Genomic DNA, 25,883 nt, shown 5'->3' with positions numbered 1-25,883 from the left:
TGGCGCGAGGGACATGTCCTCAAGGACATGTCATTCGACGCGGGCCTGGTGAGCGGCGGAGCCGTGCCGTACGATCGCGGCTTCACTCGCCTTACCCAGGAGTTCGACCATGCGCCACGATCTGACCTTCGCCTGCCTCTCCCTGATCCTCGTCGCCTCGCCGGCCTGCAACGGCAAGGAGGAGGCGACGGGCACCGCGACCGAGACGACCACGAGCACCGGCACCGAGACGGGCACCGACGCGACGACGACGACGACCAGCACGACGACGACCGGCACCACCGACGGGACGGCGACGGCGACGGGGACGGCGACGACGGAGGAGCCGACCACGACCTTCCCCGGCACGACGACATCCACCGGCGAACCGATCACGACCACCGAGCCGGGCACGACGACCTCGACCACCACCGGCGAGACCTCGACTTCGACCGGCGACACCAGCACGACCACCGGCGAGCCCGACGTGTGCGCGCCGGCCCCGGGCGACGATCCGTGCCTGGCCTGCCTCAAGGACGGCTGCTGCGACGAGCAGGTGGCCTGCGCCGCCGACGAGGACTGCGCCTGCTTCTTCGCCTGCATCGCCGACAGCGACCCGCAGCAGTGCGCGCAGGAGTGCATGGTCAACCCGATGCAGAGCCCGGCGATCGTGGGCCTGTTCACCTGCGCGCAGGGCAGCTGCGGGCAGCGGTGCCTGTGACCTGACCTTTCGGCCATGCTGGCTCCGCGCTCCTTCCTGCTGTCGATCGCGCTGGTGGCCGGGTGCGCGCGGCCGTCGGGACCGCCGGACGGCGGCGACGATCCGGGCCTCGCGCTCGCTCGCCTCGAGGCGCGGCGCGAGGGCGGCTCGGCCGAGCTGGCGCGGCTGGCCACGGAGGCGAACCCGGCGGCGATCGAGGGGCTCGGGCGGATCGGCGACGCGGTCGCGCTGACGCGGCTCGACGCGCTGCTGGCGAGCCCCGACGCGGCCACGCGGGCGGCGGCCATGCGCGCGCTCGACGTCGCCGGGGCGCTCGGGTCCGAGGTGGCGCGGTTCGAGGACGCCGTGTGGCAGCGGTGGCCGGCGGCGGGGGCGGACGAGCGATTGGCGATCGTGCTGGCGATGCGGCGGCTCGGCAGCGGGGCCGCGAGCGCGCGCCTGGCCGCGGCGCTGCGACCCGAGGAGGCGCCGGCGGTGCGCGAGGCGGCGGCGATCGTGCTGGGGATCCTCGGTCGGCGCGGGCTGCCGCTCGATGAGGCGGCCCGCGCCGGGCTGGTGGCGATGGCGGGCGAGGGCGATCCGCGGCGGGTCTACGCGGCGGTCTACGGGCTGGCCCACGCGCCCGCGGCGAAGCCCGACGCAGAGGTAGCAGCGCCGGTGCGCGAGGCGGCGATCGACCCGGGCGCGGCGGCGCTGGTGCGTGCGGCCGCGGCGGCCGAGCCCGAGGTGCGGGCGCTGGCGCTGAAGGGCCTGGCCCGGCACCGGCCCCCGCAGGCGCTGGCGGCCCTGCGCGCGGGCCTCGGCGACGCCGATCCGTGGGTGCGGGTGGCGGCGGTCCGCGGTCTCGGCGAGCTGGCCGAGCCGGCCGCGACCGCGGCGCTGTGGGACTGGCTGCGCGCCGAGCTTGAACAAAAGGACATGTTCGATGGGACAGGTTCTGGACACCCTGTCCTCGAGGCCATGTCCATCGTGACAGCCGGCAAGGACGTCCTGCCCGGGGCCGCCGAGGCCCACGCGCGCGCCGAGGCCCGGCTGGCGGCGGCGCGGCCGGAGGCGCGGCGGGTGCAGGCGCGGCTGGCGTGCGGGCTGGCGGCGCTGGCGGCCCGCGCGGGCGAGTGGCGGCCGCCGCTGCGCTGCGCCGAGGCGGTCGGGGCGGCGGCGGACCTCGAGCGGCTGGCCTTCGAGGCAGGTCTGCTCGGCCAGGGCTTCGGCGGGCCGGCGCGGGCGGCCCGACTGACGGCGCTGGCGGCCAGCGACGATCCGCGGGTGCGGGCGGCCACGCTGGCGGCGGCGGGTCGGCAGTGGGACGCGCTCGAACTCGGCGGCCTGATCGCGGCTGGCCTTCGGGACAGCTCGCCGGCGGTCGTGGGCACCGCGGCCGAGGCGGTCCAGGGGCGCTTCGCCGGCGACGCGCCGCGGCCGGAGGCGCCGGCGATCGTCGACGCGCTGGTCGAGCGGGCCGCGGGCGAACGCGACGGCGAGCTGTTCGCCGGCCTCGCGGGCGCGCTGGCCGAGGTCGGCGGGGCGCGCGGGCTGCCGGTCTGTCGCGCCGCGCTCACCGACGTGAACGCCAGCGTGCGCGCGGCGGCCCGCGCCTGCGTGAAGGCGATCGCCGGCGAAGATCCCGGCGTCAACGGGCCCGGCCGCGAAGTCCCGCTGCCGCTGCACGATCCGTCGCCGGTGCTCGGCCGTGAACTGCTGTGGCGGCTGCACACCGAGCGCGGCCGCGTCGACGTGGCGCTCGCGCCCGCGGCCGCGCCGTGGCACGTGGCGGCGATCGTCGCGTTGACCCAGCGCGGCTTCTACGACGGCCTGACGTTCCATCGCGTCGTGCCCGGCTACGTCGTCCAGGGCGGCGACCCCGGCGGCACCGGCTGGGGCGGTCCGGGGTTCACCCTGCCCTCGGAGCCAGGCGCCGCTCCATTCGCGCGCGGCGCCGTGGGCATCGCCGACGCCGGCAAGGACACCGGCGGCAGTCAATTCTTCATCATGCACGCCCGCGCCCCGCACCTCGACGGCCGCTACACCCACGTCGGCGAGGTCCGCGACGGCCTGCCGGCCGCCCTGGCGCTGGTGGTCGGCGACCGCATCCTCAAGGCCGAGGTCGTCATCGCGCCGGCATCACCTGGCCGATGAGACAGCCCGGGCGAGCGGCGCGCGAGGCCTTCGCGTCCGCTCGAGGCCGCTGGCACGCATGACTTGCGGTTGCCCGGCCGTCGCCCCGGCGTATGACTCCTCGGGAGGTGCACCATGGTGCCCTGCATTCGAACCGCACTCAGCAGCAGCGTCCTCGTCGCCGCGGTCGTGACCGCCGGCGCGTGTACGCCCGAGGAGGACCCCAGTCCGTACGTCGAGATCGACACGCCGATCGCCACCGACAACGGCCAGTTCTCGATCGCCTTGCGCGCCGCCGAGGGTCGCGCCTGGCCGGATTACGTCGGCCCGACGGCGCTCGCGGCCGACATCGAGGTCGGGCCCGATCCCGTGCCCGACGACCCGCAGTTCAACGGCGACGTGCCGCAGCCGCCGTTCACGCTGGCGCTGGCGCCGGGCTGGCGCGCGCGCCACGAGTCGGAGGCGGCGCTGGCGGCCGAGGCCTGGCCGGTCACGCCCGACGGCTTCAAGTGGATGGTGAGCCTCGAGTTCACCACGCCCGGCGACTGGGTGCTGCCGCTGACCGTCAGCGACGCCCTCGGCCGCGAGGACCACGCCGAGCTGGTGTTCCACATCGAGCCCCGCTGAGCTGCGCGTCGCGGTGCGCTGAATCGTCGAATGTAGCGAGGGTCGTGTCGCGCGTCCCTTCGCTCCCGTGAGCGCGCGCGCCCCACCGGCGCAGGCCGCTCCGCTGCGCCAGGGACGGCGCGGCCGCCGGCGCCGTGCTAGGCTCGGCCAGGATGACGCGTGCGCGGCTGAGCTGGCTCGGAACGTTGTTATTCTGGCTTCTTCGCGCGATCTGGGCGGCCGTGGTGGTGGTGGCGCCGGCCCTCGGGGTGTGGGTCGCCTCGTCGCTGGCGGCCTACCGCAACGGGCCGGTGTGGCTGGTGTGCGTCGCGGGCCTGCTGCTGTTCCCGATCGTACCTGTCGCTTGGGACATGTTGTCCCGGCTGCTGCGCCGGGGCTCGCAGCGCGACCGGCGGGTGCTGACGACGTGGGACCGGATCGTGCTGCGCACGCTGGTGGTCAACCTGGCGTTCTTGACGGCGCTGCTGTGGTCGCGGCCCGAGGCGGTGTTCACGGCGATCTCGACGCGCGGCGATTGGTTCCTCGAGGGCGTGCAGCACCCGCTGACGGGCCGCGCCCGCGCCGGGCTGCTGCGGGCGGCCGACGGCCTGCAGTGGCTGTACGAGGCGGCCCACGACAACGAGTACGAGGGGCTGATCGAGACCCGGCCGGCCGAGGCTCCGGCGCCGCAGCCGGCGCCCGCCGAGGACGACGCGTGGCGTGACCCGTGGCAGCGGCCGCCGCAGCCGACGCCCGTGCCCACGGGCGCCGAGCCGACGCCGACGCCGGAGGTCGAGCCCGCGCCCGCGAGCGAGCCCGTGGTCGCGGTGAATGGCCCGGCATGGCCGTCGCCGGCGGAGCTCCACCCGGCGGTGCTGGCGATGCCCGACGCGGCGCGCACCAGCATCGACACCGTCGGCCGTCACCTCGCCGCCAGCGAGCCCGACCCGGCGCGCCGGATCAAGGCTATCCACGACTTCGTCGCCACCCACCTCGCCTACGACGCCGCGTCGTACCTGAACCGCGACGTCTACCCCGACCAGCGCGCCGAGGCGGTGTTCGCCGCGCGCCTGGCCGTGTGTGCCGGCTACGCCAACCTGATGCGGGCGATCGCGGCGGTCACCGGCGACGAGGTGGTGGTCGTCGTCGGCGACGCGCGCGGGCTGTCGCGCGAGGTCGAGGGCGAGTCGCACGCGTGGAACGCCGCGCGCATCGACGGCCGCTGGTACCTCATCGACGCCACGTGGGACTCGGGTCACCTCAAGGACGGCGCGTTCGTCCGCGAGTACCGCTCCGACTATTTGTTCGTGCCGCCGGCGCTGATCGGGGTGACGCATTTCCCGGAGGAGCCGGCCTGGCAGCTGCGCGAGCAGCCGCTGTCCCGCGGCGAGTTCGCCCGCCAGCCGATGATGCGGCCCAAGTTCTTCGCCGACGGCCTGCAGCTGGTCGAGCCCCGCCGCTCGCAGGTGACGGTGCAGCGCGAGTTCACGCTGAGCCTCGACAACCCGCGCGGCCGCAACCTGATCGTCAAGGCTGTCCCGGAGGACAGCGCGGCGGCGGTCGAGTGCGAGGTCACCGGGACGCGCGACGTGGCGGTGTCGTGCGGGCCGCTGGCGAAGGGGACCTACGCGGTCCGGATCTTCACGTCGCCGACGCTCTACGGGACGTACCAGGGCGTGGGCGAGCTGCAGGTCCACGCGTCAGGGTAGGGCGGCTCGGGAGCGCCCGGCCTGGAGCACGCGCGGGCGGGCGTGAGCCGCGATCTCGAGCGCTGGCGCTGGTGACCTCGGGACATGTTCGAGCGAGCAGGTCCCGATGTCCATGTCCAGGAGGACATGTTCGCGAGGACATGCGGTGCGCCGCGCGACGATGGCCGCTTCTGAGCCTGTCACAGGCCGGCGACGATGTCGGCCACGATCGCCTCGACGGGTTGGTCGGCGTCGACGGTGACGGCGTCGTCGGGCTCCTCGAGGGTCGCGAGCTGGCTCTCGAGCAGGTCGGCCTTGAAGTAGTGGTCGCGGCGGGCGAGCAGGCGGGCGCGGGCGACGGCGGGGGTGATCTGCAGGTACACGAACACGACGTGGGACGGGTCGCGGCGCAGCGCGGCGCGGTGGACGGCGCGCAGGGCGGAGCAGGCGAGCACGACGGCGCCTTCGTGATGCAGCCAGCCGTCGATCTCGGCCGACAGCGTGTGCAGCCACGGGGCGCGGTCGGCGTCGTCGAGCGGGACGCCGGCGGCCATCTTGGCCCGGCTCTCCGGCGGGTGAAAATCGTCGGCGTCGACGAAGCGCGCGCCGAGAGCGGCGGCGAGGCGCAGGCCGATGGTGGTCTTGCCGGCCCCGGAGACGCCCATGACGACGATCACCACGCGGTGAGCCAAGCGCACCGGGGCGGCCGCGTCAACCACGAGCCGCGGGCCGGGTGCGCTCGCGTCGACACCGCGGCCGCGCGTGGCCGCCTGAGCCCGCGTGGCGGCCACTCCGGGAGCCGCGGTCTCGAGCGGTTGTTTCGACATCGCGGCCGCGCATGGCCGCCTGAGCCCGCGTGGGCGGCCACTCCGCGAGCCGCGGGTCGCGTGGGCTCGCGTCGACACCGCGTGGATCGGTCGCGCGAGGTCGCCTGAGCCAGTGGGGGCGGCCGCGTCAACTCCGCGAGCCGCGGGCGCCGAGGGGCGCGTGCGGTCGCGTCAACACCGCGGGCCGCGAAGTTCGGCCGCGCGTGGCCGCCTGAGCCGGCGTGGAGGCCCGCGGCGGCGACCGATGCGGCCGCGAGGCCGTGCTCGTGGGGCCGGCGTGCGTCACACCTCGAGAGATGCGCACGCGCGAGCAAGCACCGCCCGTCGCTCGCCGCCGGCGAGCTGCGACGGATGGCCTCGTGACGTGGGCATGGGAGGACGCATGCGCCTGAATGGGAAGACGGCCCTGATCACGGGCTCCAGCCGCGGCATCGGCCGCGAGATCGCCCTCCGCTTCGCGCGCGAGGGCGCCGACGTCGCGGTCAACTACAACGGCAGCCGCGAGGCGGCCGAGGAGGTCGCGCGCCTGGTCCGCGGCGAGGGGCGGCGCGCGGTGGTGGTGCAGGCCGACGTCGGGCGCACCGGCGAGTGCGAGACGCTGGTCGCCGATGCGTGGCAGGCGCTGGGATCGATCGACATCCTCGTCAACAACGCCGGCGTCGAGGTGCGGGCGCCGTTCGTCGAGGTGACCGAGGCCGACTACGACAAGGTGATCGACACCAACCTCAAGGGCACCTTCTTCACCACGCAGGCGGTGGTGCGGCGGTGGCTCGCCGGCGAGCGGGCGGGCAAGGTCATCAACGTCAGCTCGGTCCACGAGGAGCTGGCGTTCCCCGGCCACGCCGCCTACTGCGCGGCCAAGGGCGGGGTCCGCATGCTGACGCGCGACCTCGCGGCCGAGCTCGGCCCGCGCGGGATCACCGTCAACGCGATCGCCCCGGGCGCCATCCGCACCGACATCAACCGCGACGTGGTCGACGACCGGCGCAAGCGCGAGGAGCTGCTGACGCGGATCCCGTTGAAGCGCATCGGCCAACCGGCCGACGTCGCCGGGATCGCGGCGTTTCTGGCGTCGGAGGACGCGGCCTACGTGACCGGCTCGACGTACTTCGTCGACGGCGGGATGACGTGGTTCCACGAGGAGTAGTGAGGCGATGGCATATCTGCCCATCCACGATCACGGCATCATCGGCAACATGCGGACCATCGCGCTGGTCGGCACCAACGGCGCGATCGACTGGTTCTGTCACCCGCGGTTCGACTCGCCCAGCGTGTTCGCGTCGCTGCTCGACGACGAGAAGGGCGGCGAGTTCCGCATCAGCGCTGAGGACCAGGCGGCCCCGAGCAAGCAGTTCTACTGGCCCGACACCAACATCCTCGTCACGCGGTTCTTCTGCGAGGGCGGGGTGGTGGAGATCGAGGACTTCATGCCGGTCGGGGACGAGCTCGATCACGGCTGGCACCACCAGATCGTGCGCCGCGTGCGGGCGGTCCGCGGCGAGGTGAGCCTGCGCGCCGACTGCCGCCCGGCCTTCGACTACGCGCGCGCGTCGCACGAGGTCGAGCTCACCGAGTTCGGGGCGGTGTTCCAAGCGCCCGACGTGACGATGTCGCTGTCGTCGAGCGTGCCGCTGACGCGCGGCGAGCGGGGCGGCGTGCACGCCCGCTTCGTCCTGCGCCAGGGCGAGCACGCGGTGTTCGTGTTCCGCGGCGGCGGCAACAGCCACTGCCCGCGTGGGCCCGATCCCGACGAGTCGGAGACCCTGTTCCGCTGGACCGTCGACTACTGGCGGCGCTGGCTGTCGCGCTGCTCGTACCGCGGGCGCTGGCGCGAGACGGTGCACCGCTCGGCGCTGACGCTCAAGCTGCTGACCTACGAGCCGACCGGGGCGATCGTCGCGGCGCCGACCCTCGGCCTGCCCGAGACGCCCGGCGGCGTGCGCAACTGGGACTACCGCTACACGTGGATGCGCGACGCCGCGTTCACGCTGTACGGGTTCTTGCGCATCGGCTTCACGCAGGAGGCCGACGCGTTCATGGGCTGGCTCGACCGCCGCTACCACGAGCCGCCCGGCGAGGACGGGTCGCCGCTGCGGCTGCTCTACACGGTCGAGGGCGACACCTGCATCGAGGAGTACGAGCTGCCGCACCTGGCCGGCTATCGCGGCGCCAAGCCGGTGCGGGTCGGCAACGCGGCGCACAGCCAGTTCCAGCTCGACATCTACGGCGAGCTGCTCGACGCGGTCTACCTCTCGAACAAGCACAGCCGCCCGATCTCCTACGACGCGTGGATGCACCTGCGCCGGATCGTCGACTTTGTCGGCGAGAGCTGGCACCGGCCCGACCACGGGATCTGGGAGCCGCGCAGCGGCATGCGCCACAACCTCAACTCCAAGGTGATGTGCTGGGTCGCGCTCGACCGGGCGCTGCGCCTGGCCGACAAGCGCTCGTTCCCGGCCCCGCGCGAGCGCTGGCTCCGCGCCCGCGACGACATCTACGAGGCGATCTTCACCCGCGGCTGGAGCGACGAGGAGCAGTCGTTCGTGGCCGCGTACGACGAGCGCTCGCTCGACGCGTCGGCGCTGCTGATGCCGCTGGTGTTCTTCCTCGGGCCCGACGACCCGCGCATGCTGAAGACGCTCGAGGCGATCCAGCGCCCGCCGAACCAGGGCGGGCTGGTGTCCGACGGCCTGGTCTACCGCTACCACCCGGACCAGCTGCCCGACGGCCTGCCCGGCAAGGAGGGCACGTTCAACATGTGCTCGTTCTGGCTGGTCGAGGCGCTGACCCGGGCCGGCCGCGCCCACCCGAAGCTGCTCGACGAGGCGCGCCTGCTGTTCGAGCGCATGATCGGCTACGGCAACCACCTGGGGCTGTATTCGGAGGAGACCGGCGAGCACGGCGAGGCGCTCGGCAACTTCCCGCAGGCGTTCACGCACCTGTCGCTGATCAGCGCGGCGTTCAACCTCGAGCGCGCGCTCGGGTGAGGCGGGATGTCCATGGGGACATGCTCGATGGAGCATGTCCTCATGAGCATGCGCGAACGGACATGTCCTGAAGGGCATGCGCGATCAGTCGCGCGCCTGCAGCCAGGCCGCGAGCTCGTGGGCGCCGCTGCGCCGGGCCGCCGCTGCCGGGGTCAGGCCGTCGTGGCCGACCCACTCGGGGTCGCCGCCGTGCGCGAGCAGCAGCTCGGCCGTCTGTCGCTGGCCGCCGTGACAGGCGCACCACAGCGCGTTCGTGATCGCCTCACGCGGCGGTGAGGCGGCCAGCGCCGCCTCGAGCTGCGCCGTCAGGCCCAGCGCGGCGGCTTGCCACAGCGTGGCCCGGGCGCCGCGCTCGACCAGCCGTCGCGCGGCCCGCCACTGGCCGAACGCCACCGCGTCGGCGAGGGCGGTGCCGCCGGCGATGACGGAGCCCGGCGCCTCGATGTCGGCGCCGGCGTCGAGCAGCGCGTCGAGCACCGCGATGTCGTCGGCGCTGGCGGCCCAGTGCAGGGGCGTCTCGCGGTGCGGGCCGACGAACGGGGCGTCGATCACGGCGCCCGCGGCGACGAGGGCCCGGACGGTCGCGACGCCGGCCGGGAACTGCCCGGGCCAGTCGGTGGCGACGTGCAGGAGCGTGCGGGCGCTGCCGTCGTCGTCGACGATCTGCGCGGTGGCCAGGTCGGGGTGGTCGCGGAGCAGCCGCCCCAGCTCGGCGACCTCGCCGCGCTGGATGGCCCGCGTCACCGCGACGGCGAGCGGGTCGGCCTTCACGAGCGTCCGGGGAGGCATGCTGCGTCAGCCTATCAGGGCGGCCGGGGCTGCGCCTCGCCGCCCTGCGCCGCCGCCGTCGCTCACGGGCAGCGCGGGGCGACGAAGCTGAAGTCGGCGGCGACGGTCGGGTTGGCGTCGGCCCACGCGCCCTCGAGGTTGCACAGCCGGGCCGTGACCTCGACCTCGTCGACGGAGACGATCTGCAGCGTGCCCTTGAGGTTGCCGCCGGTCGAGCTGTTGCACTCCTCGACGCCCGTGAGCGCGAGGGTCGAAAGATCGCTCAGCGCGTAGTTCCCTGGCGTCTGCACCGCCAGCGGGAGGTTGATGCGCAGGAACCAGTCGCCCTTGCAGGTCAGGGTCGGCTCGTTCTCGGCGCAGGTGATCGCGTCGTCGCTGAGCTGGACGCTGATCTCGTCCGGCGCGTCCATCACCGCGACGGCGACGGCGCCGCCGCTCGCTAGCGCGGGCGGGATGCCGTCGCACGGCGCCGGCTGGGCCTCGTCGCTGGTGGTCTCGGTCGTGGTCGGGGCGTCGGTGTCGGTGCCCGTGGTGGCGAGCGTGGTGGAGTCGCTGGCGCCGTCGGTGGTGCTGTCGGCAGCGTCGGGCTGGCAGGCGAGCGCGAGGACGAGGGTCAGGCAGGGTGCTGTGCGGGCGAAGGTGGAGCGCTTCATGGGCCGTCGTAGTCGCCGATCGGCGGCCAGAAATTGCAGGGCGAGGTCGAGAGTTTCCCCGCACGCGCGCACGTGCGAGCACCCGGACTCGGGGCTGCCCGGGTGCTGGGGGCCGGCGGACCAACAGGTGCGCGGCGACACGGGGGCGCGCGCCCACGAGGTGTCCGTTTGGACATGCCCGTGTGGTCATGCGCATGAGGACATGCCCGATGAGGCATGTCCCGAGAAGCATGTCGCTCCCCGGCACGAGCGCGCGATGCCGGCCGCGCGAGGCCGCAGGCGCGAGGCTAGCGGACGCGGTGGTAGTGCGTGCGCATGAGCGGCTGCCACGAGCCGTCGGGCCGCAGCGCGTTGCCCGAGAAGATCCGGTGGTCCGGGCTGACGAGCTCGATGACGTCGCGGTACTTCCCGAGGCCCTGGCCCGACATCGCCGGGCCCTCGCTGTCGAGGTTGAGCAGCCGGCCGCTGGCGTCGAGCGAGCCCTCGTAGACCCACAGGTGAGGCATCGTCGCGCCGACCCAGGTGCCGACGAAGCGCTCCTTCTGCGCGTCGTAGCCGAGGGTCATCAGCGAGGCGCCGGGGCTGCTGCCGGGCTGATCGCCGCTGCCCTCGGCGACGATCCACAGGTCCCCGAGCGCGCGCACGGTCTCGCGGCCGCGGCTGGCTCCGCCCGGGCCGGGGTCGACCGAGGGGTCGGTCTCGTAGGTCCACTCGCCGATGAGCTGCTGCAGCCACTGGTGTTGCTTCTGCGGTGCGAAATTCATGGTCGACTCCTTGTCGCCACCACCGCGCGGGTGGTCGCGTCGAGACCTTGAGCAACGCTCGCAAGGGGTGCAAACGGAGACCTCGCGCATGTACGACGCGCGGTGACGACGCGGAGCTCGCGGGGTGGCGCCGGGGCGGGACGAAGCGGGCGGCGCAGATCGCTCGCCGGCTGCGGCCTCAGCCGTCCGCGGCACGTGCTAGACCTCGAGCGGCCTGCCCATGTCCGAGCTCCCTGCCCGCCGCGCCCTGACGGATCGGCCCCAGCGCCTCGGGTTCCTGCCGACGTGGTGGTTCTGGAACGATGCGGAGCGGCAGCTCCTGCTTCGCCCGCTGATCGTGGCGATCTCGCTGCCGCTCACGCCGCTGCTGTTCTTCTTGATGGTGAAGCTGCAGTGGTCGGTGTGGTCGCTGATGGCGGCGTCGCTGGTGTGGCCGACGCTGGTGAGCGGGCTGGTCGAGCGCCACATCCGCGCCGAGCTGCGCAAGCGAGCGCTGGCGGCGGCGCTGGCCGAGCCGACGGCGCTGCCGGCAGGGCCCTCGAAGTAAGCTGCCCCTAAGAGCATGCTTTTAAAGGCATGCTCGAAGGCGCTTGTCGCACGAGTGTGGGCCGATGGCGTCGAAGGGTCGGAGCCGGATAGAGCGCATGTCCCCGGGGACATGCGCTCTAGAGCATGTTCGGAGCGACATGCTCTCCAAGACATGCACCATGGGACATGCCCGATGGGGCAAGTCCAGTCTTTTATGACTTACCGGCTGGCAGCCAGAACGTGAAGGCCGAGCCGACGCCGGGGGCGCTGGTGACGGAGATGTCGCCGCCCATCAGCTGGACGAAGTTGAGGGAGATGGCGAGGCCGAGGCCGGTGCCGCCGAAGCGGCGGGAGATCGAGGCGTCGGCCTGGGTGAAGTTGTCGAAGATCCGGCGCAGCTGCGGCTCGCTCATGCCGATGCCGGTGTCCTCGACGACGAACACGATCCGGCGGGCGCCGGCCTCGGTGTGTTCGCGGATCCGCAGGGTGACGGTGCCGTGCTGGGTGAACTTGTGGGCGTTGCCGAGGAGGTTGATGAGGATCCCGCGCACGGCGGTGGCGTCGGCGTGCAGGGCCGGCAGCGGCTCGGGGACGTCGAGGACGAAGCGGTTGCCGCGGCGCTGCTGGCCGGGGCGACAGGCGGCGTCGATGCTGCCGAGCAGGGCGCCGAGGTCGATGTCCTCGGGGTGGAGGGCGAACTTGCCGGCCTCGATCTTCGAGAGGTCGAGCACGTCGCTGATGAGGCCGAGCAGGTGCCTCGCCGACGAGGCGACGCGCTCGAGGTCGGCGGCGAACCCGGGCGAGGCGAGCTCGGCGTGCTCCTCGAGCAGCAGTTCGGTGTAGCCGATGATGGCGTTGAGCGGGGTGCGCAGCTCGTGGCTCATCGCCGCGAGGAACGAGCTCTTGGCCCGCGTGGCCTCGAGCGCCTGGTCGCGCGCCTGCTCGAGGTCGCTGTTGGCGAGGGTGAGCTCGTCGAGGGCGCGCCGCAGGTCGGTGATGTCGAACAGCAGGACGGTCAGCTCGCCGCCGCGGTGAGGGGCCGACTGGAACGAGATGACGCGCTCGCCCATGGCGAGCTGCTCGGCCATGGCGTCGCCGACGGCGGCCCGCTGGACGGCGTCGCGGAGGCCGGGGAAGCCGGCGAGGGCGTGGTCGGCGACGGCGCCGAGGCAAGCTGCGGGGTCGAGGCCGAGCTGACGCAGGCCGGCGCCCTCGGCGAGGGAGATCCGGCGCGAGCCAGGATCGAGGCTGAGGAGGGCGATCGGGAGCGCGTCGACGACGAGCTGGAGGCGCCGCGCGGTGGTGGCGAGCGAGCTCTCGGCGCGCTGCCGCTGGGTGCGATCGAGCAGCTGGCGGTAGACGACGCCGGTGAGCTTGCTGATGAAGCCGAGCACGGCGATGTCGCCGTCGGTGAAGCGGTTGGGCGTGCCGGAGGCGAGGCCGATCACGCCGAGCACCTCGTCGCGGCACATCACCGGCATGAACAGGCGCGCGCGCACGACGAAGCTGCGGGCGCTGTTCTGGGTCTGCTGGTCCTGGTCGAGCAAGACGTCGGGCACGTGCAGCAGCCGCGGCTCGCGGAAGACGCTGCCGGGGTGGCGGTCCCACGCGGTGCGCTCGGCCTCGGCGACCTCGGCCGGCGAGAACCCGCGGCCGGCGAAGGTCCGCAGCCGCCGCGCATCGAAGTCCCACAGGTACAGCGCGATGTACTCGGCGTCGCACAGCTGATCGAGCGCGCGCCCGATCTCCTGCGCGAAGCTGCCGAGGTCGTTGACCGAGGCGAGGCCCGAGGAGATGCCCGACAACAGCTCGATGAGGTGCCGATTCGCGGGGTCGATGGCGAGGCTCGATCGACTCAAGCCGCGCGCTCCGGGCCGGCGGCGACGCCCGCGACGTCACCGCCGATCGCGGTGCCCTCGGAGGCGCGGTGGACTGCGAAGCTCATGCGAACGTCGTGTCGTCATGGTACAGTTTCGGTCGCGTGGGTGTCGTCGAGAACCCGCAGGATGCGGAGGCGGCGGGCACGCAGCGAGGCGTGACCCTGCTCGTCACGGCCGCGATTCTGTTCAGCGGACTCAGCGTGCTCGCGAAGCTCGTCGGGGCGCGCATTCCGCTCCCGGAGGTGATTCTGGTGCGCAGCGTCGTGGCGGTCGCTTTCGCCCGGGGGACGCTCGCGCGTGGTGACATCCCCGTATGGGGCACGCGGCGCACGATGCTGGCGCTGCGCGGGCTGCTCGGGTTCATCGCCCTGGTCTGTTACTTCTATGCGCTGATGCACCTGCCGATCGCCGACGCGATCGTCATTCATTACACCCACCCGGTGTTCACGCTGCTGCTGGCGACGGTGGTCCTCGGCGAGGCGCTGGAGCGCCGCGAGACCGGCTTCATCGTCGGCTGCTTCGTCGGGGTGGTGCTGGTGACCCAGCCGCGGGCGCTGTTCGGCGCGGGGGAGACGTCCGCCGATCCGTTCGCGCTGACGGTGGCGGTGATCGGGGCGGTCATCTCGGCCGGGGTGTACGTCATGATCCGCGAGCTGCGGTCGACCGAGCACCCGGTGCGGGTGGTGTTTTACAACGCGCTGGTGGCGTCGATCCTGGCGGCGCCGTGGGCGTGGCACGCGTGGGTCCCGCCCGATCCGCTGGAGTGGACCATCCTCCTGGCGATCGGGGCGTGCACGTTTCTTCATCAGCAGAGCATGACCCGCGGCCTTCATTTGGTGCGGGCCGGACGAGCGACGGCGCTGGGCTATGTCCAGGTGTTGCTGGCGATGCTGGCCGGGATCTGGCTGTTCCACGAGGAGGTCGATCCGCTGGCGTGGATCGGGGCGGTGATCCTGGCGGTCAGCGCCGGCTGGCTGGCGACCGATCGCAGGCCGGTCGCGCCGCGCGGGTGACGGCCGCGCTCACGCGGCGCGACGGACGGCGGCGCCGATGAGGTCGAGCAAGAAGTCGATCTTCACCGGCTTGCGCACGATGTCGAGCGCGCCGAGAGCGGTGATCTTGTCGGAGGTCTCGACGCCGGCGGTCAGCAGGACCAGCGGGATGCCGCTCCAGGCCGGGTTCTTCCGCTGCTCCTCGCGGAACTGGTAGCCGTCCATGCGCGGCATCATGAGGTCGAGGAGGATGAGGTCGGGCAGCGGGCCCTCGGCGAGCCGGCGCAGCCCGTCGGCCCCGTCCTCGGCGACCAGGACCTGGTAGCCCTCCTCGGCGAGGATCTCGGCGAGCACGTCGCGGATGTCGCGGTCGTCTTCGACGATGAGGATGATCGGTGCGCGGTTCATCAATCCCTCCTTGTCCTCGTTCATGGTTGCGCGGCCTGCCGCGGGAGCTGCAGGCGGAAGGTCGAGCCCTGGCCAGGGGTGCTGGTGACCTCGAGGGCGCCGCCGTGGGCCTCGACGATCCGCCGGGCGATGTAGAGGCCGAGGCCGAAGCCGCCGTAGTGAGCCGACGAGACGGCGCGCTCGAAGCGGTCGAAGATCCGCGGGCGGTCCTCGTCGGCGATGCCGATCCCGCGGTCCTGGACCTCGATCACGACGACGCGCCCGCAGTCGTGCACGCGCACGTCGACCGGGCGGCCGGCGCCGTACTTGAGGGCGTTGGCGAGGAGGTTGTGCAGCGCCTGGTCGAGCTGCTTGCGGTCCCAGGCGCCGGGCAGCTCGGCGGGCACGTCGACGCGGACGTCGCAGCGGGCCCGCTGGGCGTCGGGGCCGATGCGGGCCACGAGGTCGCGCACGAGGTCGACGAGGTCGAACTCGGTGAGGTCGAGCGAGAGCCGGCCGAGGCTCATGCGGCTGACGTGGATCAGGCTGTCGACCAGCGCGGTGACCCGCCCGATCTGCCGGATCGCGCCGTCGACCTTGCGGCCGAGCACCTCGGGGTCGTGTTCGCCGCGCGCGACCAGCCGCACCAAATGCTCGAGGTGGAAGCCGAGCGCGGTGAGCGGGGTCCGCAGCTCGTGCGAGGCGACCGAGAGGAAATCGTCGCGCACGGCGATCGCGACCTGCAGGTCGGACACCAGCCGCTCGCGCTCGCGCTCGGCCAGCTTGCGCTCGGTGATGTCCTCGGCGATGCCGGCGGCCCGCCACGGGCGCCCGCTGGCGTCGCGGATGAGGGTGCCGCGGTCGCGGATCCACCGCACGGCGCCGTCGGGGCGGACGACGCGGTACTCGAGGTCGCGGAAGTCGACCGCGCCAGTGACGAGGTCGCGCTGCGAGCTCTCGGCGGCGACGCGGTCGTCGGGGTGGATCGCGCGGGTCCACAGGGTAGGGTCGCCGTAGAGGTCCTCGGGGGCGCGGCGCCAGGCGTGCTCCCAGCCGGGGCTGACGTAGACGAAGCGCCAGTACGGCGAGAACTCCATCAACCAGAACGCCTCGTCGATGGTGGCGGCGATCTGGCGGAAGCGCTCCTCGCTCTCGAGCAGGGCCCACTCGGCCCGCTTGCGGGCGCTGACGTCGACGGCGACGGTGAGGACGCAGGGGCGCTGGCGGTACTCGATGCGCTCGGCCGACATGAGCACGCTGAAGGCCCGGCCGGCCTTGCTGCGCAGCCGCATCTCGAGGTCGCGGACGGGGTGGCGCTGGCCGAGCAGGCGGTCGAAGCGGTCGATGTCGTCGGCGTCGACGAGCACGCCGAGCTGGCGCGGGGACTTGCCGAGCATCTCCTCGCGCGAGAACCCGTGGGCGCGGATGGCGGCCTCGTTGACCTCGAGGTACTCGCCGCCGGGGATCGCGTTGACGGTCATCGGGTTGGGGTTCTTGCCGAAGGCCCGCGCGAACAGTTGCTCGCTGTCCCGCAGGTCGAGCTCGACCTGCTTGCGGCGGGTGATGTCGATACCTATCCCATGGATCGCGGTGGCGCGACCAGACGCGTCGTGCGAGGCGCGGCCGCGGACCTCCATCCACCCGAGCGCGCCGGTGTCGGCGCGGACGAAGCGGAACTCGATCGCGTAGTCGCCCCGGGCCGCGGCGGCGGCGTGCAGCTCGGCCCGCACGCGGGCGCGGTCCTCGGGGTGGACGGCCGCCCACGGGTCGGCGTCGCCTTCGGGCGGTCGGCCGAGGATGTCGGCGAGCTCGCGCGACAGCACGGGGACGTCGGTGCCGGGATCGAGGCTCCAGGTGCCGAGCTGGCCGGCGCGCAGGAGCCCGGGCAGGTCCTCGGCGCGCGGGTCGGTCTGCGCGCGTGCGGGCCGGTCGCGGGTCAGCCCGGTGGCCTGGCGGAGCAGGGCGGTGACGTCGCGCCGGGTGCCCCAGACGCGGTGCAGGCGGCCGTCGTCGACGGTGCCGAGCAGCGAGCAGAGGGAGCGCCGCTCGCCGCCGCCGCGATCGGGCTCGACGAGCTCGAAGTCGACGAGGCGGTGGCCGCGGGCGATGAAGGCGCGGTGGAGCTCGCACAGGCGCGGGTCGTCGCGCGGGAACACCAGGCCCATGTCGGCGCCGCGCAGCTCGTCGGCCCGCTCGTAGCCGTGCAGGCGGGCCATGGCGTCGTTGCACTCGCGGATCTGCCAGCGGGCGTACCACAGGTCGATCTGGGCGTCGGCGGGCAATTCGGTGGCGACCGGCTCGTCGCCCTCGAGGCACCAGATGGCCTCGTCGCAGGCGGCGATGAAGGCCCGATAGCTGGCCTCGCGCCGGGCCAGCCGCCGGGTGACCGCGACCCGATCGCTCACGTCCTGCATGGCGCCGACCAGCCGCCGCAGGCGACCGTGATCGTCGCGCTGGACGAACCCGCGATCGATGATGTCGGCCCAGCCGCCGTCGCCGCGGCAGAACCGGTACTCGAGCTGCCAGCGCTCGCGGTCCGCGTTGTCGCGGATGATGACCTCGATCTCGGCCAGCACGCGCGCGCGATCGTCGGGGTGGATGTGGTCGGCCCACCAGCCGAAGGTCGACCGCACCTGGTCGCGCGGCCAGGCCAGCGTCTCGTCCATGGCGTCGCCCCACAGGACCTCGTGGGTGGTGACGTCCCAGTCCCACAGGACCTCCTGGGTGGCCCGCACGGCCAGCTCGAAGCGGGCCTCGCGGTCCCGCAGGGCGCGGAACACGAGGGCGTGCTCGAGCGCGAGGCCGACGTGCTCGGCGCACACGTGGGCGGTGTCGAGGTCGTCGTCGTCGAACGGCGGGCGCCCATGCTCGCGCCACAGCGACAGCGCGCCGACGACGGCGTCCTCGGCCCGGATCGGGACGATGATGACGCTGGCGACCTCATAGCGCCGGACGAAGGCGCGCAGCTCGGGCGACAGGTCGGCGGCGAATTCGGCCGGCATCTGGGGGTGGAAGATCGGGCGACCGCTGGCGATCACCCGCCCGGCCGGCAGCAGCCCCAGCGGCATGCCGCCGAAGTTGTCGCGCAGCAGCTCCTCGGCGCCGGGATCGCGGTGCGCGTAGGCGCGGATGTCGAGGTCGGCCCCGAGGGTGACGGCGCTGCCGTCGGCGAATTCGTGGACGAGGGCGCGCGTGGCGACCTCGGCGACCGCCGCGGGATCGTCGCGCGTCTGGGCGATCGCGCGGGCGAGGCCGACGATCAAACGCAGCGAGGATCCGCCGGCGCCGGGCGGATCGGAGGGCCCGCCGCTCATCCGACCCCGTTCCCGCGCACCAGCGGCGCGCCGTGGTTCTCGCGGATACCCGGGGGCGACAGCGTGGCCGGTTTGGGGTGACGCGGCAGCTCGACGCGGAAATAGGTGCCGCCGGCGCGGGTCGACTCGACCACGACGGAGCCGCCATGAGCCACGGCGATCTGCTCGCTGATGTAGAGGCCGAGGCCGAGGCCGGCGGTCTTGGCCGAGCCCTGGGCGGCGCGGTGGAACGGGTCGAAGATCGTGCTGAGCAGCTCGGGGGCGATGGCGCCGCGGTTGTGGACGACGAAGCGGACGACCGCGGGGTCGCGCCCGTCGACCTGGGCGGTCGCCACGGGGGCGCCCTCGGCGTGCTGGATGGCGTTGCCGATCAGGTTGGAGGCGAGCTGCGACAGGCGGTCGACGTCCCAGGTGCCGCGGGTCTCGCCGCGCACGTCGAGGACGATGCGCGCGGCCGGGTTGGCCTGCTGGTGCTCGTCGATGATGATGCGGCAGATCGCGGCGAGGTCGGTCCGCGCCAGCCGCACCTCGAGGCCGCCGGCGGCGCGGATCCGGGTGACGTCGAGCAGCTGCTCGATCATCCGCAGCATGCGCTGGCCGCTGCCGGCGATCTGATGCAGGACGCGGCGGGTGCGATCGTCGGGGCTGCGCCGCAGGCCGAGGCTGGTCGCCATCAGGATCGCCGACAGCGGGCTGCGCAGGTCGTGGCCGAGCACGGCCATGAACATCTCCTGGTAGTGCATGCTGCGGCGCAGGTCGGCGACCAGCGCCTCGCGCTGGGCCTCGACGCGCCGCTTGTCGGTGACGTCGACGCACACGCCGACCCACTCGCGGATCTGGCCGTCGGGCCCGAACATCGGCACGGCGCGGATCTCGGCGACGGCATAGCGGCCGTCGGCGCGGCGCAGGCGGTACTCGATGCTGCCGGTCACGCGCCCGCTGCGGATCTGCTGCCAGCCGTCGCGGACGCGCTCACGCTCGTCAGGGGCGATGGCGTCGAGCCAGCCGAAGCCGCGCATCTCGGCGACGGTCTGACCGGTGAAGGCGCGCCACGACGGCGAGTCCTCGACGATCGAGCCGTCGGGCTCGGACGACCACACGATCTGGGCGCTGGCCTCGATGAGCCCGCGGAACCGGGCCTCGCTGGTCCGCAGCGCCTGCTCGACGCGCTTGAGCGGGGTGACGTCGTGGAGGATGACCGAGATCGCGGAGACCTCGCCGCCGGGGTCGTGCACGGGGCAGGCCGTGACGGTGACGGCGAACAGAGCGCCGTCGTCGCGCCGGACCTGGGCGTCGAGCTCGCGCACGACGTCACCGGTGAGCACGCGGCGCAGGGCGGCCTCGATCTCGCGCCCGTGGCCGGGCACGAGGTCGCCGAGGAAGCGCCCGCGGATCTCGGCGCCGGGGTGGCCGAGCAGCTTCTCGGCGCCGGGGTTCCAGATCGCCACGGTGCCGTCGGGGCCGAGCAAGAACAGGGCGTCGGCGGCGTGCTCGACGATGACGGCGAGGCGGGCCCGATCGAGCTCGGCGCGGACGCGGGCGGTGATGTCGGTGATCGTGCCGACGTAGAGCCTGCGGCCGGCGCTGTCGGCCACGTCGGCGAAGCGGCCGAGCACCCACACCGTGGCGCCGTCGGGCCGCAGCATGCGCCACTCGCCGGTGAAGGAGCCGCCTTCGGCGAGGGCGCGGCGGCAGCCGGTGGTCACCCGCAGGGCGTCGTCGGGGTGGAGCGCGCGCCGCCAGCCGCCGCCGCGGACCTCGGGCAAGGTGCGCCCGGTGATCCGCACCCACTCCTCGTTGACGAACACGCACTCGCTGGCGGCCTCGCCGAGGAAGATGCCGACCGGCGACAGGCGGGTGAGCAGCTCGTACTGCCGCTCGCGCCGGCGGCGTTCGTCCTCGGCGCGCCGCTCGGCGTCGGTGTCCTCGACGAGGCCGAAGTAGAACGCGGGCGCGCCGGCGGGGTCGCGCACGACGGCGGCGTGCAGCCGCGTCCACACCGGCGAGCCGTCGCCGCGGAGGAGCCGCCGGGTGAGGGCGTAGCTGCGGAGTTGGCCGGCGCACAGCTGGGCGAATTTGTCCTGATCGAGCTGGCGATCGTCAGGGTGGGTGAGGGCGAACAGGTCGTCGCCGACGAGCTCGTCGGCGGTGCGGCCGAGCAGGGCGCAGAAGGCCGGGTTGACGGCCAGCACGGTGCCGTCGAGGCGGGCGCGCACGATGCCCAGCGGGGCGCCAGCGACGATCGCAGCGGCGCCGGGATCGGAGGCGACGAGCGGGGTGCGGGCGCAGAAGCGGGCGCCGAGGAGGCCGCCGTCGCGGTCGCGGGCGGCGCTGGCGGAGAGCAGGACGTCGCACGTGCCGGAGGCGCCGCGCAGGCGGACGGGCCGCGGGGGCACCGACTCGCCGGCGACGAGGCGCGCCCAGATGTCCGCAAAGACATGTGGGTCGAGGTGCAGCTCGGCCGCGTGACGGCCGAGGCAGTCGCCGCGGTCGCGGCCGAGGGCGGCGCCCAGGGCGGCGTTGACCCACACGATCGCGCCGGAAGGGTCGACGAGGTGGATCGCCACGGCGCTGTGCTCGAGGCACTCGAGGAGGTCGTCGGGATCGCCGCCCGACGCGACGAGCAGCTCTCCGATGTCGCGACGGTCGCTGGCCATCCTTCCTTTCGCAGGGGAATAGAACCGATCGGAGCCTTTTCAAGGCTGGCCGCGCGTGGCGAGCGAGCAGCAGCCGGCCGCGCCCCGCCCGCCGGCCGGCGCGGGCGGCGGACGGAGGGCGCGCCGCGATCGCGGCGCAGGTCACATGTTCGAAAGGTCAGGTTTGATAAGTGAGGCGCGAGGCCGGGGCGCGCGGTCCGATCGCCGGCGAGGCGAGGCACGCGCCGGGGAGCCGGAGCGGCTGGTGATGTCGAGCACGCGCGTGGTGTTTGCCGATGGACCGGAGGCGGATCTTGACATGTCTCGAAAGACAGGTCATGCCGCCGCGATCGGCGTGCTCGGAGGAGCTGCGTACGCGGGTGATCGCGGCCGGCTCGACTCCGCGGAGCCTGGCGCTCGCCGAAGGGTCGACGGATTCGAGATGCAGGGACGAATGCGCGGTCCCCAGAATTGCGTGTCGACCGGGAGCTCGGAGCCCGCGGCCGCACGAGCGACGGTCACCGACCGCCGGGCAGAAGGCCGATGACGAGGGAATCCCAGGAGAGCGCGAACAGCAGCCCGAGCGAGAGCGCGGTGGCGACCAGCCAGAGCTTGGCGTGCCCGATCTCGCAGACCTCGGCGGGATCGGGCGGCGCGTCGAGGCGGCCCCAAGGCGCTCGAGGTCATCATGCCGGCGACCAGCCACAGCATCGTCGCGATCGCCGCGAAAAGGACCAGCAGGCCCTCGTGGTCGACGATCGCGCCGAGCCATGGCAGCAGCGTCGCCACGAAGCTGCAGACGCCGAGGCGGCGCGCGGCCGCGGGCAGCGAGCTCGCACGCCGCGGAGGTGGGCCCGCGACTTCCATGCGGCGGTACGGCGATCGCCCGCCGGGCGCCCGCTCCGGCGTGTCTGTGCCGATCGACGGCGGGCTCGCGGAGCAACGGCGTCTCGACCTCCTGACCGACCACGCACGGCAAGACGGCTCGACATCTCGAGCGAGCGGTGGTCGGCGGCGAACTGAGGTAGAGTGCCGGGGTGGTCGCGCGTGACGGGAGGGAGCTCGAGGCGTGGCTCCCATTGGGTCGGTGTGAAGCGGCGGAATGCAGCGGCCTGCCATCGTCGCGGTTGCTCGGCCGACGCCATGCCCGGGAGGGGCGGGTGACGCCGCGGCGATCACCTGTCCGAAGGGACATGTCCTCGGCGCCAGCGCTCGCTCGCGGGCGACGAGACCATGGGGCACGCGAGGTGTCAGGGCGAGGAGTGACGGATGATGCGGCGAAGAACACCTGTTCGAAGGGTCATGTCTCTGGCATTGGCGCTGGGCCTCGTCGGCTGCTCGTCGCGGGCTCCGATGCCGGCGCGCGAGCGCGAGGCCCAGGTCGACGATCCGGCCGAGGGCGCGGCCGACCGGCTGCGGGCGCTGCTGGCCGCGGACGAGGGGGAGCGCTGCGCGGCCGAGGGCGAGGCGCAGCTGCAGCATCACCCTGCCAGCGGCAGGCTGCGGGCGTGGTGGCTCGCCTGCGTGGCGCGGACGGGGCGCAACCTCGAGGCGGCGGCGCTGGCCGATCGGTGGGTGTCCGAAAGGCCAGATGATGCGTGGGGCCAGTGGGCGCGCGCGGCGGTGTGGTACGAGGAGTCGGCGCCGGCCCGGGCCGATCGACTCGCGGACACGGCGGCGCTGGTCGAGGCGCTGGCGGGCCACCCCGACGCGCTGCGGCTGCGCGCGGCGGCGCTGGCGAAGTGGGGCCGCAGCGACGAGCTGACGGCGCTGGTGGCCGCGTACCCGCAGGCGCCGGCGTGGGCGCGGGCGGTGGCGCGGCTCGGGGGGGCGCGCGGAGATCCGACGCTGGTGCCGCAGGCGCTGGCCGACGCCCACGCGGTCCGGCCGGGTGACCCCGAATTCGTGACGACGGCGGCGCTGGTCGGCGAGGGGCTGGCGCGGGCGTGGCGGCTGACCGAGGCGCTGGCGTGGGTCGACCGCGGCCTGGAGCGCGCGCCGGGGTCGTTGCGGCTGCGGCAGCAGCGGTGGGAGCTGCTCTCGATGCAGCCCGGTGATACGGCGGCCAACAAGCGAGCTGTGCTCGAGGACATCTCGGCGACGCTGGCGGCCGCGGACCCGCGACCGGGGCTGCTGCGGGCGGCGGCCGAGGCGTACCGTTCGATCGGCGAGGACGCGCTGGCAGAGCCGCTCGAGGCCCGCGTGGTCGCGGAGTTCGCCGACTCGCCGGCGGCCGAAGCGGTGCAGGCGGCCCGCGACGAGGCGCTCGGGGGCGGTCCTTATGCGCACGCGCGGCTGACGGCGGCCGAGGCAGCGGCGCAGCGGGCCGCCGACGCGGCGTTCCTGGCCCGGCCGCGTCATCACGATCCGCTGCTGCGCGAGGCGGCGGCGCTGCGGCAGTTCGCGGCGACGGTCGCCGACCCGGCCGCGACGGCGACGCAGGTGGTGGCGGCGATCGAGGCGACGCGGCCGCGCGTGCACCGGCAGCAGCTCGAGTTCTTCGGCGCTGCCGCGCGAGCGCTGGCCGATCGCGGGGCCGAGCCGGCGCGCGCGGAGGCGCTGGTGCGCGAGGGGCTGGCGGCGGTCGCCGGCGAGCTCGCGGCGGCCAACGCCAGGGGCCACAGCTTCGACGGGCTGAAGGGCTGGCTCGAGGGCGCGCTCTACGACCTGCTGGCGCGGGTGCGCCTGGGCGAGCGGCGACTGGCCGATGGCGAGGCAGCGCTGGCGGAGGCGACCCGGCGCGGCCGCCAGGGCGACGATCACACGCTGGCGCAGGCCGAGGTCGCGCGGCTGCGCGGCGACGCAGCGGCGGCCGATCGTTTGCTGATGGCCTGCAGCGACGAGAGCGAGGGCGAGCCGGGCGAGGACGCGTGCTGGCGCGGGCTGACGGCGGCGTGGCAGCGAGCGCACGGCGAACTGGGCGGCTTCGACGGGCACGCGGCCAAGCTGCTGGCGCAGGTGCGAGAGGCGCGGCGGCAGCAGGTGTTCGCGGCGATCGCCGCGGCGCCGAAGCCGGCGCCGGAGTTCCGCTTCACCCGGCTCGACGGCGAGGTCGTCAGCAGCGCGTCGGTGCGCGACAAGCTGGTGGTGCTGCATTTTTGGTTCACGACCTGCGGGCCGTGCGTGGAGGAGCTGCCGCGCTGGCAGGCGTTCGTCGACGCGCAGGCGCGGGCGCGCGACGTGGTGGTGCTGAGCGTGCACGCGATCGATTCGGCCGAGGAGGTGCGCACGTGGCTGGCCGCGCACCCGCAGCGCTTCGGAGTGGCGATGAGCGACGGGTACTGCGAGCGCGCCGGGTTGAATAGCTTCCCGACGACATGGTTCCTCGATCGTGAGGGCCGCATCGCGTACGAGTCGGGCGGCGCCGGGGCCGATCTCGAGCTCGAGTTCGCGTGGCGCGTCGAGGGCATGCGCGCGGCCGAGAAGAAGCGGACGGGGTGACGAGCGACGGGTCGCATGCACGTCGCGGCCGTTCTGGCCCACGACAATGCACATATGTCCGCGGGGACAGGTAGCGGCAGCGGGGGCGACGCCGAGCCCACGACCGCCCCGCGACGGGCGATCCCGGGCGCGCATGCGAGGACCCGGGACGCCGCCCGTACTCGATGGATGACAGTTCGTTGAAGGAGCGGGACGCCCTCGTTCGACTCGGGCGCAGCCCGGGGACGGCGTGACCCTCTCTTGATGATTCTCGTGAGCAAGCAGCGACTGTGGCCTCTGGACCGCCGCTTGAACGTGGTGAGAGTGACGACATTGCGACCTGTCGCAGACGACCGCGATTGCGCTCGCATCGAGGCGACCCTCAGCGCAGACCCGCCACGTGGAGACATTCGCTCTCCGGCACGAAATACATACAGTGTGAGACACTCGCGACGGCTTCCCACGAACGGTCGCGGCTGGCATAACCGATGTAATGAACATCGTGGACCCTGCGGAACGTTGTGTGCTCGCCGCCCTCGTGGCTCTGGTGGCGGGTTGCGCGGATATCTCCCCCGATTCCGACATCGAGGCGCGCAAGGGCGGCGGCTCCGGCATCGATTTCGACGTCGGCGCTGACGGGACGCCCGGGTTCTTGCTCGAGGACATCCAGCTGCGGCCGGGCGTCACCGTCGATCTCTTCGTCAACCTCTACGGCACCCTCGACAAGCCGAGCAAGTCGAAGGACTGTCATTTCGCGGTTCACGGCGGCGTGTTCGCGGCCGCCTCGTGGCGCCCGTACGCCGACGCGCTCGGCGAGGACGCGTGCGTGCTGGTGACCGACATGCCCGTGCGCGGCAACAGCGGCGTCCCGCAGGGCGCGCTGTTCGGCGACCTCGACCTGTTCGACTACGTCACCGCGATCGAGGAGGTGCTGGAGCGCCTCGACGATCGCAAGATCCGTCCGCGCACGATCCTCGGCCACAGCATGGGCGGCACGCTGGTGATGATGCTGCAGCAGCGGCTCGTCGACGAGGGCAGCAGCTTGCGCAAGCGGTTCGGGATCCGCGAAGCGATCCTGGTCGCGTCGGACCTGCCCGCGGAGGTCCCGTGGGCGCTCGGCGACAGCGGGGACCTGTCGGGGTTGCTGCAGGCGTTCGCGGTGACAGAGCCGGCGTATGGCGAGCTGTTCGAGATCCCGGTATCGCTGTGGCCCGCCTTTTACTTTACCAATCGCGACAACGACGTCGTGCCCGGCGCGCTCACCCCTGCAGAGATCGAGGCGGGCGGATTCAACGCGCTCGGCGAGCCGCTGCGAGCGATCCACCAGCTCAACGGGACCGGGCCGTTCACCTCGCGTCCGTCCGCCGAGGCCGAGCTGTTCGAGAAGGGCACGCGCCTGCGCGCGATCGCCTACGAGGAGGACATCTACGTCCAGCTCGCGGAGAGCGAGACCCTGTACGAGCACCTGACCGGCGACTCGAAGTCGCGCTGCTTCGTGCCGGTCTACGGGCCCGACGCGGTGCACGTGCTGCAGTTCTCCAACCCGCAGGCGCTCGTCGACGCGATCGAGGACTCCGAGCACTGCCATTATTGACAG

Annotated in this window: 18 protein-coding genes; 10 read left to right on the top strand and 8 right to left on the bottom strand. The window is 73.4% G+C overall.

Translation table 11 applies throughout. The features are described from left to right. The first annotated feature begins 109 nt into the window (after positions 1–109). The 4 genes from POL25_RS41570 to POL25_RS41555 all read left to right on the top strand — a co-directional run bounded on the left by POL25_RS41570 (position 110) and on the right by POL25_RS41555 (position 5,130). The gene (locus POL25_RS41570) at positions 110–700 is read left to right on the top strand and encodes a hypothetical protein (protein WP_272091987.1); all 591 of its coding nucleotides are present in this window, start codon (positions 110–112) and stop codon (positions 698–700) included. Positions 701–715: 15 nt separating this feature from the next. Next, positions 716–2,836 (top strand): peptidylprolyl isomerase, encoded by a 2,121-nt coding sequence (locus POL25_RS41565; RefSeq protein ID WP_272091986.1) that lies wholly within the window; start codon positions 716–718, stop codon positions 2,834–2,836. A 114-nt stretch (positions 2,837–2,950) separates the two neighbouring features. Next, the gene (locus POL25_RS41560) at positions 2,951–3,442 is read left to right on the top strand and encodes a hypothetical protein (RefSeq protein ID WP_272091985.1); all 492 of its coding nucleotides are present in this window, start codon (positions 2,951–2,953) and stop codon (positions 3,440–3,442) included. A gap of 152 nt (positions 3,443–3,594) precedes the next feature. Then, entirely contained in the window at positions 3,595–5,130 is a 1,536-nt protein-coding gene (locus POL25_RS41555; protein ID WP_272091984.1) for a transglutaminase domain-containing protein, read from the top strand. A gap of 179 nt (positions 5,131–5,309) precedes the next feature. Here the strand turns inward: POL25_RS41555 and POL25_RS41550 are convergent, their stop codons facing one another. After that, positions 5,310–5,789, bottom strand: coding sequence for a gluconokinase (locus POL25_RS41550; protein WP_272091983.1), 480 nt, complete (start codon positions 5,787–5,789; stop codon positions 5,310–5,312). Between the two features lie 529 nt (positions 5,790–6,318). On the opposite strand from POL25_RS41550, the gene POL25_RS41545 reads away from it, so the two are divergent. Beyond that, entirely contained in the window at positions 6,319–7,083 is a 765-nt protein-coding gene (locus POL25_RS41545; RefSeq protein WP_272091982.1) for a glucose 1-dehydrogenase, read from the top strand. A 7-nt stretch (positions 7,084–7,090) separates the two neighbouring features. Beyond that, a complete protein-coding gene (locus POL25_RS41540) occupies positions 7,091–8,923 on the top strand; it encodes a glycoside hydrolase family 15 protein (protein ID WP_272091981.1) in 1,833 nt (610 codons plus the stop codon). A gap of 84 nt (positions 8,924–9,007) precedes the next feature. On the opposite strand, the gene POL25_RS41535 is transcribed toward POL25_RS41540, so the two are convergent. From POL25_RS41535 to POL25_RS41525, 3 genes are all read right to left on the bottom strand, one after another. Then, complete coding sequence (locus POL25_RS41535; RefSeq protein ID WP_272091980.1) at positions 9,008–9,712, bottom strand: ankyrin repeat domain-containing protein; 705 nt, start codon at positions 9,710–9,712, stop codon at positions 9,008–9,010. Positions 9,713–9,774: 62 nt separating this feature from the next. Beyond that, the gene (locus POL25_RS41530; RefSeq protein ID WP_272091979.1) at positions 9,775–10,365 is read right to left on the bottom strand and encodes a hypothetical protein; all 591 of its coding nucleotides are present in this window, start codon (positions 10,363–10,365) and stop codon (positions 9,775–9,777) included. Positions 10,366–10,652: 287 nt separating this feature from the next. Further along, positions 10,653–11,129: a DUF1579 domain-containing protein gene (locus POL25_RS41525; protein WP_272091978.1), complete on the bottom strand. Its 477-nt coding sequence runs from the start codon at positions 11,127–11,129 to the stop codon at positions 10,653–10,655. A 220-nt stretch (positions 11,130–11,349) separates the two neighbouring features. Here POL25_RS41525 and POL25_RS41520 point away from each other — a divergent pair, with 220 nt between their 5' ends. Continuing rightward, on the top strand, positions 11,350–11,676 hold the full coding sequence (locus POL25_RS41520) for a hypothetical protein (protein ID WP_272091977.1): 327 nt from the start codon (positions 11,350–11,352) through the stop codon (positions 11,674–11,676). Positions 11,677–11,869: 193 nt separating this feature from the next. Here the strand turns inward: POL25_RS41520 and POL25_RS41515 are convergent, their stop codons facing one another. Next, positions 11,870–13,516: a GAF domain-containing sensor histidine kinase gene (locus tag POL25_RS41515; RefSeq protein ID WP_272091976.1), complete on the bottom strand. Its 1,647-nt coding sequence runs from the start codon at positions 13,514–13,516 to the stop codon at positions 11,870–11,872. A 122-nt stretch (positions 13,517–13,638) separates the two neighbouring features. Between POL25_RS41515 and POL25_RS41510 the strand changes: the two genes are divergently transcribed. After that, entirely contained in the window at positions 13,639–14,550 is a 912-nt protein-coding gene (locus tag POL25_RS41510) for a DMT family transporter (RefSeq protein WP_272091975.1), read from the top strand. Positions 14,551–14,559: 9 nt separating this feature from the next. On the opposite strand, the gene POL25_RS41505 is transcribed toward POL25_RS41510, so the two are convergent. From POL25_RS41505 to POL25_RS41495, 3 genes are read right to left on the bottom strand one after another with little or no spacing between them, the layout of a single operon-like run. Then, positions 14,560–14,937 (bottom strand): response regulator transcription factor, encoded by a 378-nt coding sequence (locus POL25_RS41505; protein ID WP_272091974.1) that lies wholly within the window; start codon positions 14,935–14,937, stop codon positions 14,560–14,562. 20 nt (positions 14,938–14,957) lie between these two features. Next, positions 14,958–18,230: a PAS domain-containing protein gene (locus tag POL25_RS41500; protein WP_272091973.1), complete on the bottom strand. Its 3,273-nt coding sequence runs from the start codon at positions 18,228–18,230 to the stop codon at positions 14,958–14,960. Then, complete coding sequence (locus POL25_RS41495) at positions 18,227–20,887, bottom strand: sensor histidine kinase (protein WP_272091972.1); 2,661 nt, start codon at positions 20,885–20,887, stop codon at positions 18,227–18,229. The genes POL25_RS41500 and POL25_RS41495 overlap by 4 nt, the downstream gene beginning before the upstream one ends. Positions 20,888–22,168: 1,281 nt before the next feature. Between POL25_RS41495 and POL25_RS41490 the strand changes: the two genes are divergently transcribed. Together POL25_RS41490 and POL25_RS41485 are read left to right on the top strand one after the other, a co-directional pair. After that, positions 22,169–24,307 carry a TlpA disulfide reductase family protein gene (locus POL25_RS41490; RefSeq protein ID WP_272091971.1) on the top strand — a complete coding sequence of 713 codons (2,139 nt, stop codon included), beginning with the start codon at positions 22,169–22,171 and terminating at the stop codon, positions 24,305–24,307. A gap of 481 nt (positions 24,308–24,788) precedes the next feature. Then, a complete protein-coding gene (locus tag POL25_RS41485; RefSeq protein ID WP_272091970.1) occupies positions 24,789–25,880 on the top strand; it encodes an alpha/beta fold hydrolase in 1,092 nt (363 codons plus the stop codon). The last annotated feature ends 3 nt before the right edge of the window (positions 25,881–25,883 follow it).

Source organism: Nannocystis bainbridge, assembly GCF_028368995.1.
Taxonomy (GTDB): Bacteria; Myxococcota_A; Polyangia; order Nannocystales; family Nannocystaceae; genus Nannocystis; species Nannocystis bainbridge.
This window is presented reverse-complemented; position numbering and strand designations above follow the sequence as displayed.

Excerpts from the sequence above, each read along its gene's own strand:
- POL25_RS41555 (WP_272091984.1), top strand. The coding sequence starts at position 3,595 with ATGACGCGTGCGCGGCTGAGCTGGCTCGGAACGTTGTTATTCTGGCTT.
- POL25_RS41570 (WP_272091987.1), top strand. The coding sequence starts at position 110 with ATGCGCCACGATCTGACCTTCGCCTGCCTCTCCCTGATCCTCGTCGCC.
- POL25_RS41500 (WP_272091973.1), bottom strand. The coding sequence starts at position 18,230 with ATGAGCGGCGGGCCCTCCGATCCGCCCGGCGCCGGCGGATCCTCGCTG.
- POL25_RS41540 (WP_272091981.1), top strand. The coding sequence starts at position 7,091 with ATGGCATATCTGCCCATCCACGATCACGGCATCATCGGCAACATGCGG.
- POL25_RS41560 (WP_272091985.1), top strand. The coding sequence starts at position 2,951 with ATGGTGCCCTGCATTCGAACCGCACTCAGCAGCAGCGTCCTCGTCGCC.
- POL25_RS41545 (WP_272091982.1), top strand. The coding sequence starts at position 6,319 with ATGCGCCTGAATGGGAAGACGGCCCTGATCACGGGCTCCAGCCGCGGC.
- POL25_RS41525 (WP_272091978.1), bottom strand. The coding sequence starts at position 11,129 with ATGAATTTCGCACCGCAGAAGCAACACCAGTGGCTGCAGCAGCTCATC.
- POL25_RS41530 (WP_272091979.1), bottom strand. The coding sequence starts at position 10,365 with ATGAAGCGCTCCACCTTCGCCCGCACAGCACCCTGCCTGACCCTCGTC.
- POL25_RS41490 (WP_272091971.1), top strand. The coding sequence starts at position 22,169 with ATGTCTCTGGCATTGGCGCTGGGCCTCGTCGGCTGCTCGTCGCGGGCT.
- POL25_RS41495 (WP_272091972.1), bottom strand. The coding sequence starts at position 20,887 with ATGGCCAGCGACCGTCGCGACATCGGAGAGCTGCTCGTCGCGTCGGGC.
- POL25_RS41520 (WP_272091977.1), top strand. The coding sequence starts at position 11,350 with ATGTCCGAGCTCCCTGCCCGCCGCGCCCTGACGGATCGGCCCCAGCGC.
- POL25_RS41535 (WP_272091980.1), bottom strand. The coding sequence starts at position 9,712 with ATGCCTCCCCGGACGCTCGTGAAGGCCGACCCGCTCGCCGTCGCGGTG.
- POL25_RS41505 (WP_272091974.1), bottom strand. The coding sequence starts at position 14,937 with ATGAACCGCGCACCGATCATCCTCATCGTCGAAGACGACCGCGACATC.
- POL25_RS41565 (WP_272091986.1), top strand. The coding sequence starts at position 716 with ATGCTGGCTCCGCGCTCCTTCCTGCTGTCGATCGCGCTGGTGGCCGGG.